The 12,262-nt window shown below is 68.0% G+C and carries 12 protein-coding genes; 4 read left to right on the forward strand and 8 right to left on the reverse strand.

All coding sequences use genetic code 11. The features are described 5' to 3' along the window. The 7 genes from IFT60_RS23225 to IFT60_RS23255 form a co-directional block, all read right to left on the reverse strand. The coding region (locus tag IFT60_RS23225) for an IS110 family transposase (protein WP_192056256.1) at nucleotides 1–229 on the reverse strand (229 nt) is incomplete at its 3' end. A gap of 307 nt (nucleotides 230–536) precedes the next feature. After that, nucleotides 537–1,682, reverse strand: a complete 1,146-nt coding sequence (locus IFT60_RS23230) for an MFS transporter (RefSeq protein ID WP_192056258.1) — start codon at nucleotides 1,680–1,682, stop codon at nucleotides 537–539. Then, on the reverse strand, nucleotides 1,679–2,560 hold the full coding sequence (gene nadC, locus IFT60_RS23235) for a carboxylating nicotinate-nucleotide diphosphorylase (protein WP_192056260.1): 882 nt from the start codon (nucleotides 2,558–2,560) through the stop codon (nucleotides 1,679–1,681). Before nadC ends, IFT60_RS23230 begins: the two co-directional genes overlap by 4 nt. A 7-nt stretch (nucleotides 2,561–2,567) precedes the next feature. Next, the gene (locus tag IFT60_RS23240) at nucleotides 2,568–3,737 is read right to left on the reverse strand and encodes an acyl-CoA dehydrogenase family protein (protein WP_192056262.1); all 1,170 of its coding nucleotides are present in this window, start codon (nucleotides 3,735–3,737) and stop codon (nucleotides 2,568–2,570) included. A 49-nt stretch (nucleotides 3,738–3,786) separates the two neighbouring features. Further along, nucleotides 3,787–4,689 carry a VOC family protein gene (locus tag IFT60_RS23245; RefSeq protein WP_192056264.1) on the reverse strand — a complete coding sequence of 301 codons (903 nt, stop codon included), beginning with the start codon at nucleotides 4,687–4,689 and terminating at the stop codon, nucleotides 3,787–3,789. Between the two features lie 87 nt (nucleotides 4,690–4,776). Further along, nucleotides 4,777–5,619, reverse strand: a complete 843-nt coding sequence (locus IFT60_RS23250; RefSeq protein ID WP_192056266.1) for an alpha/beta fold hydrolase — start codon at nucleotides 5,617–5,619, stop codon at nucleotides 4,777–4,779. 145 nt (nucleotides 5,620–5,764) lie between these two features. After that, nucleotides 5,765–6,460, reverse strand: coding sequence for a TetR/AcrR family transcriptional regulator (locus IFT60_RS23255; RefSeq protein WP_192056268.1), 696 nt, complete (start codon nucleotides 6,458–6,460; stop codon nucleotides 5,765–5,767). A 248-nt stretch (nucleotides 6,461–6,708) separates the two neighbouring features. Between IFT60_RS23255 and IFT60_RS23260 the strand changes: the two genes are divergently transcribed. The 4 genes from IFT60_RS23260 to IFT60_RS23275 are packed head-to-tail and all read left to right on the forward strand — an operon-like array spanning nucleotide 6,709 to nucleotide 10,596. Continuing rightward, nucleotides 6,709–7,695, forward strand: coding sequence for a substrate-binding domain-containing protein (locus tag IFT60_RS23260; RefSeq protein WP_192056271.1), 987 nt, complete (start codon nucleotides 6,709–6,711; stop codon nucleotides 7,693–7,695). Nucleotides 7,696–7,703: 8 nt separating this feature from the next. Beyond that, nucleotides 7,704–8,732 carry a cupin domain-containing protein gene (locus IFT60_RS23265; protein WP_192056273.1) on the forward strand — a complete coding sequence of 343 codons (1,029 nt, stop codon included), beginning with the start codon at nucleotides 7,704–7,706 and terminating at the stop codon, nucleotides 8,730–8,732. Then, on the forward strand, nucleotides 8,729–9,592 hold the full coding sequence (locus tag IFT60_RS23270; protein WP_192056275.1) for a fumarylacetoacetate hydrolase family protein: 864 nt from the start codon (nucleotides 8,729–8,731) through the stop codon (nucleotides 9,590–9,592). Before IFT60_RS23265 ends, IFT60_RS23270 begins: the two co-directional genes overlap by 4 nt. Before the next feature lie 5 nt (nucleotides 9,593–9,597). After that, nucleotides 9,598–10,596, forward strand: coding sequence for a PDR/VanB family oxidoreductase (locus IFT60_RS23275; RefSeq protein ID WP_192056277.1), 999 nt, complete (start codon nucleotides 9,598–9,600; stop codon nucleotides 10,594–10,596). 255 nt (nucleotides 10,597–10,851) lie between these two features. On the opposite strand, the gene IFT60_RS23280 is transcribed toward IFT60_RS23275, so the two are convergent. Further along, on the reverse strand, nucleotides 10,852–12,252 hold the full coding sequence (locus IFT60_RS23280; RefSeq protein ID WP_192056279.1) for an MFS transporter: 1,401 nt from the start codon (nucleotides 12,250–12,252) through the stop codon (nucleotides 10,852–10,854). Nucleotides 12,253–12,262 lie beyond the last annotated feature (10 nt).

The raw sequence follows: 12,262 nt of genomic DNA on the forward strand, positions 1-12,262 counted from the left end.
CCACCAGGCCTGCATCGGCTAATGCCAACGCAGCGCTTTCGTGATACATCCCCGTCGGTTCCATGATGACCTGGGGATTGATGGCTTTATTCTTTTCCAGCCATTCCAGCAGCTCTTTAAAACCAGCTAGTGTGTTTGGAACGACCTTCGATTTCGTCTTGCCGCTCGAGGTGTCGAGCAGCATGCAATCAAGCTTTTTCTTGGCAACGTCTACACCCAGGTAAAACATAGTCTCTCCTTGTGTTCTCGATCAACACACCCACTCTCCTTGTGCATACAGGGTCATTGCCCTTGGCTACCGTCCAGTGTTTGGTATGGTGTGGGAACGAGGTGAAGGGCTTGATCTACCTTCCAAGGTCGAGCCTTAAGGGTGGGCCCAAGCTGGTCTTCACCTCTGCTGGTAGTAGCTAACCACCAACTCGTCCAAGATACAAGGGTGGGCGCCCTGTGCCCACGCGTGGACGTCATGTCATGTTGGCGCGCAAAGCAGGCTGACAATGTGCAGGCTTCACGCGTGGACACGGGCGCCCACCCTACTATTGGTCAGACAAACCCTGGCGCGCCCGGTTCAGGGCGAACCCGATCCCGCACGCCAGGATCGTGGCCAATGCCCAGAACACGAATCCCGTCCCCCCGGCCGCACCGAGCGCGCCGAACACCAGCGGCAGGGCCGCCTGGCTGGCATTGGCCAGCATCGTGCGCACCCCGATCGCTTCGCCGCTGCGGCCGGGCGGCGCGCTGCTTTGCAGTTCGCTCATGATCATCGGCAGCGCCGAACCGAGGCCCACGCCGAGCACGAACGACAGCATCAACAGCACCGGCAGCGCGTTCGACAGCGGCAGCAGCGCATACACGAGCGCCGCCAGCGCCAGCGCGCCGGCCAGCACGCGCCAGGGCGCGAGCGCGCGGCCGAGTACCGGCAGGGCGAGGCGCACGGCGAAGGTGCCGGCCCCGAATGCGCCCATCACCAGCCCGATCGCCGACGCCGACAGACCGATGCGCGCGCCGTGCAGCGGCATCATGAAGGTAAACAGGTCCCAGCCCATCGACAGCAAGGCGCTGACGATGAACACGGCGCGCAGCGGCGCGTGGCGCAGCAGGTCGCGCATGCGCGCCCGCGTGGGCTGCACGGCGCGCACCGGCGCCAGCGCGGCGCCGGCACGTTCGTGCCACAGCAAGGCCAGCGCCAGCAGCGGCAGCGCGGCCAGTAAACGGAAAGCGGCGCCGTGGCCGGCGGCGTCGACCAGCGGACCGGCGATCACGGGGCCAAGGATGGTGGAGGTGGAAATGCCGAGCGCCAGCATCGAGTAGCGCTGTGGGCCACCGTGTGGGCTGCCGCTGCCGACCGCGTTGTTGACCGCGAGGTGCACCAGCATGAAGCCGCAGCCGAGCAGCACGGCGGCCACGCCCAGCACGGGCAGGCGCGGCACGGGCGCCAGCAGCAGCCCCGCCAGCAGCATGGCCAGCGCCAGCAGGAGCGGCTTGCCGACTGCGCTGCGGTCGGTCCAGCGCCCGGCATGCACCGACAGGAATACCGGCATCACCGCCAGCAGGCTGACCACCAGCCCGACCTCGAACGGCGTGCCGCCCAGTTCGACAGCGCACAGGGTCAGCACGACGCGGCCGCCGGCGAACGCGGTGTGCGCCAGCACCATCAGCGCAATCAGGCGCGACAGTTTCACGCGGCGGCGCGCGTGCTTTCGACCGGCGCCGCATTGAAGCGCATCGAGAAGTCGATGGCGCGCAGGTCCTTGACCAGGGTGCCGGCGGAAATCCGGTCGACCCCGGTCTCGGCCAGCACGCGCAGGCGCTCGAAACTGACGCCGCCCGAAATCTCGAGGCTGCAGCGGCCGGCGGCGAGCTGCACCGCTTCGCGGATGCGCGCCAGCGGCATGTTATCGAGCAGGACCATTTTCACGCCGGCGGCAAGCGCTTCCTCGAGCTGGGCCAGCGTCTCGACCTCGACCTGGATGAAGTTCGCGGCGGCCCCATTCGCCTTGGCCGCGCGGTAGGCGGCCCGGTAAGCAGCCGTCAGGCCACCGCAGGCGGCGATGTGGTTTTCCTTGATCAGGATCGCGTCGTGCAGGCCCATGCGGTGGTTCTTGCCGCCGCCGCAGCGCACCGCGTACTTCTGGGCGACGCGCAGGCCGGGGATGGTCTTGCGCGTGTCGAGGATGGCGGCGCGGGTGCCGGCCACCGCCTGCACGAACTTGGCGGTGGTGGTGGCGACCGCGCTGAGCGTCTGCAGGAAGTTCAGGCAGGTGCGCTCGGCCGTCAGCAGGCCGCGCGCGCTGCCGCAGATCTCGACGATCGTCGCGCCCGGCGCGCACAGCCTGCCGTCGGTGACGTGCCAGATCGCCTGGCTCGACGGCGCCACCTGGCGCAGCGTCTCCATCACCCAGGGCTGGCCGCAGATGACGGCCGCCTCGCGGCAAACGATGGCGGCACGCGCCGTCTGCCCGGCCGGTACCAGCGCCGCCGTCAGGTCGCCGGCGCCGACGTCTTCCTGCAAGGCGCGCCGCACGTCGGCCTCGACCTGCTGCGCAAATGACGTTCCCATGCGCGCCTCAGATGACGACGCCGCGCGGCACCGGCACGCCGTACAGCGAGCCGGCATAGGCCGCATACACCGGATCGTCGACGTTGCAGGCATGGCCCATCGCCACCGACAGGTCGCGCCAGGTGCGCTGGATCGGGTTGGTGACGCGGCTGGCGTTGCCGCCGGCGTGCTTGAAGACCTCGGCGGCGGCGTTGGCGGCGCGGCGCACGGCGCGCACCTGGTTCACGCGCGCCTTGTACTTCATCTCCCTGGTGACCTTGCCGCCGGCCTGCACCAGCTTGTAGATCTCGCCGATCTCGCCCAGCACGTGCTGGCAGGATGCGTCGATGTCGGCCAGCGCCGCGCCGAGCGAAGCCATGTGGTAAGGATTCTGCGTCTGGCTGGTGCCCATGCGGGTCACGCGCGAGCCGGTGTATTCGGCGAAATGCTTGACGACGCCGGCGGCGATGCCCAGCGTGGCGGCCGAGATCGCGCCCGGGAAGAACAGATCGAACGGAATCTGGTACAGCGCCGTGCCCGGGCGGTTGCGGCTGGCGTAGACGCAGTCGTTCAGGTCCTGCACGTTGTAGGTGCGGTATTCAGGCACGAACACCTCGTTGACCAGCACGTCCTTGCTGCCGGTGCCCGACAGGCCCATCACGTTCCACGAATCCTGCAGGATCTCGTAGTCGGCGCGCGGCAGCACGAAGTGGGTCAGCACGTTGAACACGCCCGGCGCCTCGGCGCTTTCGGCGAAGCCGCCCAGCACGGCCCAGGTGCAGTGGTCGGTGCCCGACGAGAACGGCCACTGGCCGGAGAGGATGTAGCCACCGTCGACGCGGCGCGCCTTGCCGATCGGGGCGTAGGGCGAGGCGGTCCAGGTGTCGTGGTCCTGGCCCCAGACTTCTTCCTGCATGCGCGGGTCGCCCTGGCCGAACTGGAACGGGTGCACGCCCACCACCGAGCCGACCCAGCCCATCGACGAAGCTTTCGAGGCCAGGTCGATGACGGTCTGGTAGAACTCGCGCGGATCGGCTTCGAAGCCGCCGTACTCCTTTGGCTGGAGCATGCGCACCAGGCCGCTGTCGCGGATCAGGCGCGCGCCTTCGTCGGTGATGCGGCCCAATGCGTTGCTGGGCAGTTCCTGGGCGGCAAAGCTGTCGATGTTGCCGATGATGGTTTCTCGTACCGGATGCATGCTATCTCCTGAATGTGTCGTTTGTGTGGGTGCGGATGGCTGCGCCGGCTCAGCGCCGCGGCGCTTCTTCCATCATCAGCGCGGTCAGTTCCTTGTGCTGGCGGCGGTGGCCCCAGCTGCTCGGCTTGTCGTAGGTGCGCGGCACCCACAGGTCGTGCTCGACGTCCAGCCCGCCCCAGCCGTATTCGAGGCGGAAGCCCGACGGCGTGTACATGTAGAACGAGATCATGTGGTCGTTGCTGTGGCGGCCCAGCGTGGTCGTGATCGGGATGGCGCGTTCCTCGCAGATGTCGTGCGCGCTGCCGACGTCGTCGAGCGCATTGACCTCGATCATCAGGTGCAGGAAGGCGACTTCGCGGGTCGGCAGGCTGGCGATCGCCAGCGAATGGTGGCGCCCGTTGATGTGGTAGAAGTGCGCTTCGAGCGGACCGTCGCGCACGATGTCGGACGGGTGGAAGCCCATCGCCTCGCGGTAGAAGCGGTCGCCCTGTTCGAGGTCGGCCACGGCCAGCACGACGTGGCCCAGGCCCTGCTCGGCGGTACGGAAGCCGCTCATGGCACGGCTCGGGTGGAAGGGCGCGACCGTGTGGTACTGGCCCCAGCTCAGCTCATGGCGAAAGCCCGACGGGTCCTTGAACCAGTAAAAGCCCTCGACCTTGCGCTCGGCGCTTTCCTCGCGGGTGCAGCGTGCCGTCTCCAGGCCCCAGGCGCGCACGCGCTCGATCACGGCCAGGGCGCCGGCCTCGTCCTGCACGCTCCAGCCGATGTAGGCGACCGCATTGCGCGCGCCCGGATGGATCGTGATGCGGTGGGCCGCTTCGTCGAGGCGCAGGCGCACCGCGCCGTCGGCGCCATGGCCGGCCAGCTGCAGGCCCAGCACTTCCGGACCGAAGGTTTCCCACGCTGTGTGTTCGGGGGATGCGACCCCGAGATAGGCAAGCGACTTGATCATGCGCCGTCTCCGATTATTTTGTTGAGTACAAGCTCTGGAATATTCATTCATCCAGGGCCGCAAGCGGCCCGGATTGCGTGCGGATTGTCAGGCGGCGACCGGATTGCCTTCGATGAAGGAATCGATCACGCGGTTGAATTCCTCGGTGTGCTCGAGCTGTACCCAGTGGCCGCAGCGATTGACGATGTAGGCGCGCGCATTCGCGATCGTACGGGCCAGCACCAGGGCCGAATTGAAATGCACGGTGCGGTCGTCGCGGCCATGCATCAGCAGGGTCGGCGCGGCAATGGTGGCCACGCGCATCGGGTCGAGTTTGACCATCGGCTTGCCGTGGCCGCTCTTCCAGCCTTCGATGTGGTCGGGACGCGCCAGCGTGGCCTTGACGCGCTCGGCCAGCAGTTCGTCGGTGACGTGGCGCGTATCGAAGGCCATGCCCTCGACGAACTTGCGCATGGTCTCGATCGACGGATTGAAGTAGGCCGCTTCCAGCGCCTTGACGCCTTCGGACAGGCCGGCCGGATCGAAGATGCCGGGCACGCCGGCGGACGAACCCATGGTGATCAGGTGCGTCACCAGCTCCGGACGCTCGTAGGCCAGGCGGATGCAGGACGAACCGCCCATCGAGTTGCCGACAAAGGCGGCGCGTTCGATGCCGAGGGCTTCGAGGAATTCGGCCAGCGCGCCGCTGTTGTCGCGCTGCTCGTAGTGGACGGCCTGGGATTTGCCCCAGCCCGGCAGGTCGATCGCCAGCACGCGGTACTTCTTCGCCAGCGCCGGGATGTTCGGGTTGTAGTTGCTCCAGGACGAAGCGCCCGGTCCGCCGCCGTGCACCAGCACCAGCGGGTGGCCCTCGCCCGCCTCGTGATAGTGGATGTCCCAGGTCCTGGTCTTGATGCGCTTGCTGGTGCTCGCTTCGGTGATGTTCGCCACGTCTTCCTCCATTGAATAAGGGTATCGGTCGCCTGCTGGCGCCGCGCTCAATGGATATTAACTGAATCTCCGTTCTAGAATCAATATTTTATTTTCGCGTGATTCGGCGTCTGCGCCCACCCGTGTGTGGGGGGCGCCTTCCCCGTCAGGCCTGGCGTGCGCGCCGGGCCGGCTTGCGTGCAGCGGCGCCCGCGGGCAGGCTGGCCTGGGCCTGGGCGACCAGGTGGACCAGGCTCGCCGCCAGCATCGGCCTGAAGGACTGGATCGATTCGCCCGATGCGCCGGCAATGGCGTTGCCGTCCTGCAGCGCCAGTGCGAAACCGCTCAGCCGCTCCGGCAGGTCGGGGTCGTGCGCGACCAGGGCGTCCGGCATGGCATTGCGCCACCAGGCCGCCAGCTCGGCGCGCTGGCGCTGGCGGATCGCCAGGAAGCGCTCGCGCGCCACCTGTTCGCGCACCGATTTTTCCACGCTCAGGATGACCCCCAGGCGCCAGAAGTCGGCGGCGTCGTATTGGCGGCCCGGTTCCGCACTGCCGAAGATGCGCGCGATGTGCTGTTCGAACGCTTCGCCCGGTCCGGGCTGGAGGGTCGCGGCGACCTGGCTGTGCCAGCGCTCGAAGCTGGTCTCGATGAGCGCGGCCAGCAGCAGGTCCTTGTTTTCGAAATGCCAGTAGACGCTGCCGACCGGCAGCTCGGCCCGTTTGGCGACCTTGGCCATGGTGGCGCCGCTGTAGCCGTCGTCGCAGATGACTTCGAAGGCGGCATCGAGGATGCGTTCGCGCGAGGCGGCGCTGGTGCGGTGTTCTCCCGAACGGCGGGGACGTGGTGGGGTGAGGGACATGGTAGCTGGGGCATTCTCCTGAATCGAAAAAAAATGGTAACACGGGCGTTGGCAAATTACTTACTGCCGAGCGATGCCGCGCACCCTGCGCGCTTGCGTGGAACGGTGACGTTCCATGCGTTTTTCGAATGATGCATGGCGATTCATGCTTGATATGCATAGCTGAAATGAAGCTTTCCGCGTTGCTTCGCTTGCCCCGATCACAAAAAATAGGGCCAGTTGATCACGCCTCAATCGTCAAGGAACACATGAACAAACTGAATCTCTCCGTGGCCATCGGTAACTACGACCGCTGCCGTCCCCTGATCGACGGCGCCGTCCAGATCGATGGCGTCAATCCGATCTTCATGACGCTGTCGCCGGAAGAGATTTTCTTCCGTGCCTTCCGCGGCGAAGAATTCGACATCTGCGAACTGTCGCTGTCGAGTTCCACCGTCAAGACCGCCGACGGCAAGCTGCCCTATGTCGGCGTGCCGGTGTTCCTGTCGCGCGCCTTCCGCCATACCGCGGTCTACGTGCGCACCGACCGCATCAGGAAGCCGGAAGACCTGCGCGGCTGCCGCATCGGCCTGCCCGAATACCAGCTCACCGCCAACGTCTGGGTGCGCTCCTTCCTGCAGGACGACCATGGCGTGGCGCCGGAGGACGTGACCTGGGTGCGCGGCGGCATCTCGCACGCCGGCCGCCCCGAAAAGATCAAGCTCGACCTGCCGCCGAACGTGAAGCTGGAAGACGCGCCGGAAGGCGAGACCATCTCCAGCCTGCTGGCCAAGGGCGAGATCGACGCCTATGTGGCGCCGCGCGCACCGGACCTGCCGCCCGGCACGCCGAACGTCGGCTGGCTGTATCCGGACCCGGTCGCCGCGGCCCAGGATTACTTCCGCCGCACCCGCATCTTCCCGATCATGCACATCCTCGGCGTGCGCCGCGAACTGGCCGAGCAGCACCCGTGGCTGCCGGGGGCCGTCTACAAGGCGTTCAACGAATCGAAGGCCGTGGCGCTGGAACACCTGAGCGAAACCTCGGCCACCAAGATCACCCTGCCCTTCGCCGAGGAGCGCCTGAAGGAAGCGCGCGACCTGATGGGCGAGGACTTCTGGTCCTACGGCATCGACGGCAACCGCCACGTGCTCGAGAAATTCTTCGACCACCACCACCGGCAAGGCCTGTCCTCGCGCCTGGTGACGCCGGAAGACCTGTTCCATCCGGGTACCTTCGAATCCTTCAAGCTGTAAGGAATGCCATGATCGAACATACTTCCGCCGTCTATGCACAGTGGCACGCCGCCCACCTGGCGCCATTGTGGGCCAGCCCGAACGCGCACAAGCCGCCGCCCGGGCCGCTGGGGCCGCACATCTGGCGCTGGAGCGAGACCCGTCCGCTGGTCGACCTCGCCTTTGCCGAAACCTCGCCGGCGGCGGTGCAGCGGCGCGTGCTGCAGATGCTCAGTCCGCACGCGGCTTCGCCCGCCGACGAACATACCTGCGGCAACGTGCTGGCCGCGCTGCAGTGCCTGCTGCCGGGCGAGACCGCGCGCCCGCACCGCCACACCATGAACGCGCTGCGCTTCCTGCTCGAAGGATCGGGCGCGGTCACGCTGGTCGACGGCAAGGCCTGTCCGATGGAATTCGGCGACCTGGTGCTCACTCCCGGCATGTGCTGGCACGAACACCGCCACGACGGGGCCGAACCGGTGGTCTGGCTCGACGTGCTCGACGTGCCGCTGCACCAGAATCTCGGCACCGTGGTGTTCGAGCCGGGCCCGATGGAAACCGCGCCGGCCACCATGACGGACGCGGCCTTTGCCTCGGCGGGCATCCTGCCGGTCGAACTCGCGGGCCGCAGCGCGCACTCGCCGGTGTTCCGCTATCCCTACGCCGACGCCGTGCGCGCGCTCGCCCATGCGCCGCGCTCGCCCGACGGTGCGCGCCGCGTGCGCTACGTCAATCCCTTGAACGGCAGCGGCGCCGTTCCGCTGCTCGACACCGCGATGCTGCAGCTCGACGCCGGCGTGGCCACGCTGCCCACGCGCAGCAACGCCAACCTGGTCTGCACCGTGGTCGAAGGCAGCGGCGAAACCCGCATCGGCGAGCGCACCATCGCCTGGGGCCCACGCGACACCTTCACCATCCCCCAGCACAACTGGGCGGCGCACCGCAGCTTCGACGCCGCCGCGCGCCTGTTCATCGTTTCCGACGCCGACATCCTGCGCCGCCTCGGCCTGCTGTCGGAAGACATCGCAACTGCTTCCTTGAAAGACGCAACACCATGAATATCTGCTGGTACGACCAACACCAACTCGGCGTCGTCGCCGACGGCCGCGTGTATGCCGTGGGCGGCGCCCTCGCCGCCCTGCCGACGGCGCGCTACCCGGCCGCGCCGGGCGACCTGCTGATCGCCCACCTCGACACGGTGCGCGCGGCGATCGAGCGCCTGCTGCCGAACGCGCCGTCGAAACCGGCGAGCGAAGTGCGCTTCCTGAGCCCGGTAGCCAACCCGGGCAAGATCATCGGCGTGCCGGTCAACTATGCCGACCACGTGGCCGAGGCGAATGCCGACCAGGCCACCTTCACCGACCGCTACAAGGGTCCGATCCGCGAACAGGGCCTGTTCCTGAAAGCGGCCAGCGCCCTGGTGGGGCCGAGCGAGGGCGTGGCCCTGCGCTTCCCCGAGCGCCTGTCGCACCATGAAATGGAACTCGGCGTCGTGATCGGCAAGACCGCCGCCAACGTGGCGCAGGAAGACGCGCTGTCGTACGTGGCCGGCTACGCCATCGCGCTCGACATGACCGTGCGCGGCCCGGAAGACCGCTCGCTACGCAAGTCGCTCGACAGCTACGCCGTGCTCGGTCCGTGGCTGGTGACCGCCGACGCCATCGGCGACGCCCAGCGGCTCGACATCAGCCTGTCCGTGAACGGCGAACTGCGCCAGCGCGCCAGCACCGCCGAGATGATCATCGGGATCGCCGAGCAGATCGCCTGGGCCTCGAGCTACTACACGCTGCATCCGGGCGACATCATCATGAGCGGCACCTGCGCCGGCGTCGGCCAGGTGCTGCCGGGCGACGTCATCGACTGCGCCATCGAAGGCGTCGGCGAAATGCGCGTGGCCGTGCGCGCGGCGCAGGGGTAACCGGCATGTCCGCGCCCTCCTCCGTGGCCGCCGCCGCAGTAGCAGCAACTGCACCGGCGCGCGAGCGCCTTCAGGTGCGCCTGCAGTCGGTCGCCTACGCCACGCCCGACATCCAGGTCTACGAATTCGTGCGCCCGGACGGCGCGCCGCTGCCTGAGGCCAGCGCCGGTGCCCACGTCGACGTTCACCTGGCCAACGGCATCACGCGTTCGTATTCGCTGCTGCACGCGGAGCCGGCGCCGGCGCGCTACGTGGTCGGCGTCAAGCGCGACCCCAACAGCCGCGGCGGCTCCCAGTACATGCACGAGCAGCTGCGCGTCGGCACCCTGCTCGAGCTGTCGGCGCCGCGCAACCACTTCCCGCTGACCGAAGACGCGCCGCACAGCGTGCTGTTCGCCGGCGGCATCGGCATCACGCCGATCCTGTGCATGGCCGAGCGCCTGCGGGCGCTGGGCGCGTCCTGGGAACTGTGGTACGCCGTGCGCGCACGTTCCGACCTCGCCTTCCTGCCGCAGCTGGCGCGCTTCGGCGAGCGCGTGCGCGTGCACGTCGACGCCGAAGCCGACGCCGTACTGGACATGGCGGCCATCGCCGCGCAGGCGCCGGCCGGCACGCACTTCTATTGCTGCGGTCCGGGGCCGATGCTGACGGCCTATGAGGCGGCCACCGCCGGCTGGCCGCCGGAATCGGTACACCTGGAACGCTTCGGCGCCAGCGCCCCGCTCGTCACGGGCGGCGACGGCTTCGTGGTGCAGCTGGCGCGCAGCGGCGTCGAACTGCGCGTACCGGCCGAGTCGACCGTGCTGCAAGTGCTGCAGCAGAACGGCATCGCCGTCGATTCGTCGTGCGAAGCCGGCATCTGCGGCTGCTGCGAAATCGGCGTGCTCGACGGTGAAGTCGACCACCGCGACGAAGTCCTGACGGCGTCGCAGCGCGCCGCCAACCGCTCGATGATGGTCTGCTGCTCGCGCGCGAAAAGCGCACGCCTGGTGCTCGACCTGTAGTCCTCCCCGCTTCCTCCTTTACCGCGCACCGGCACCTGCCGCTGCGCGGTTTTTTCTTGTTGCTCCTCCTTCGGCATGCGGCCTGGCCCGCAAACGTGCGTTGAACGCGTGGGCGGCGCGGTGGGCGGCTATACCCGGCGGCCGGCGGGCACGCTGCGCCTGCGCCGCCCACGCGTTCAAGCAGCGCGTGAAACCACGCGCCCATGAAAAACGGACCCGCGCGGGGTCCGTTTTTCATGCTGCGGCCGGAAGACGTCAGCCGGCGCGCGCCTTGCCGATGCCATTACGCAGCGCCTCGGCCTCGGCCGCGGCCTCGTTGGCCTCGTCGGTGCCGGCGGTGTGCACCGGCAGTTCCTGGTCGAAGCGCTCGGCGCTGAAGTAGAAAGCGATCGCGCTGACGATGCACAGGCCGCCGAAGAACAGCGCCACCAGCACCGGGTCGGTGCCGCCGCGCACGGCCAGCAGGGCCGAGGCGATCAGCGGCGCCGTGCCCGAGCCGATGGTCGAGGCCAGCTGGAAGGTCACCGCGATGCCGCTGTAGCGTACGTCGGCGGCGAACTTCTCGCCCATCCAGGTGTTGACCGGGCCGCCCATCATCGCCTGTACCAGCGGCAGCGCCAGGATCAGCGCCAGGATCAGGCCGCCCAGGCTGCCCTCGTTCACCAGCATGAAGATCGGCCAGGTGACCGCGACGCCGAGCAGCGCGCCGGTGATCAGGAGCGGACGGCGGCCATAGCGGTCCGACAGCGCGCCGAAGCACGGCATGGTGAAGATGTGCAGCAGGTTCGCCACCGTCATCGCCAGCAGCGCGTCGCTGCGCGAGTGGCCGACGGTGACGGCGTAGTTCAGCAGGAAGGCTGCGGCGAAGGTCGCAAAGGCGAGCGGCGCCAGGCCGCCGATCACGCCCGACAGCACCTGGGCGCGGTTGTGGCGGAACACGGTCACCACCGGCAGCACGCTGACCTTCTTGCCCGAGGCCAGGCGCTTCCTGCGCGCTTCCTCGAATTCCGGCGTTTCCTCGAGCTGCATGCGGATCACGACGCCAAGCACCACCAGCAAGGCGCTCAGCAGGAAGGGCACGCGCCAGCCCCAGTCGAGGAACTGTTCGTTCGGCAGCTTCGAGAACATCATCATCACCAGGGTGCCGAGCACGGCGCCGCTGGGGCCGCCCGAGGCGACGATCGAGACCGCCAGCCCGCGTCCGCCGGGCTTGGCGTGCTCCATCGACATCAGGGTCGCCCCGCCCCACTCGCCGCCGATGGCCAGGCCCTGGATCAGGCGCAGCGCGACCAGCAGGACCGGCGCCCAGATGCCGATCTGCTGGTAGGTCGGCAGCAGGCCGATCAGCACGCTGGCGCCGCCCATCATCATCAGGGTGATCATCAGGATTTTCTTGCGCCCGAGTCGGTCGCCGTAATGGCCGAACACGACGGCGCCCAGCGGACGCGCGAAATAGCCGGCCGCCAGCGTGGCGAAGGCCGACAGCGTCGCCGCCGCCGGGTCGAGGTTGACGAAGAAGATATGGGGAAAGACGATCGCCGCGGCGACGCCGTAGAGCAGGAAATCGTAGTACTCGAGCGTGGTGCCGAGGTAGCTGGCGATGATCGCGCGGCGCCGGCTCTTGATCTGGGTATCGGTGCTTGAATGGTCAGCCATGGTCATGTTC

The organism is Massilia sp. CFBP 13721 (genome assembly GCF_014842025.1).
Classification (GTDB): Bacteria; Pseudomonadota; Gammaproteobacteria; order Burkholderiales; family Burkholderiaceae_D; genus Telluria.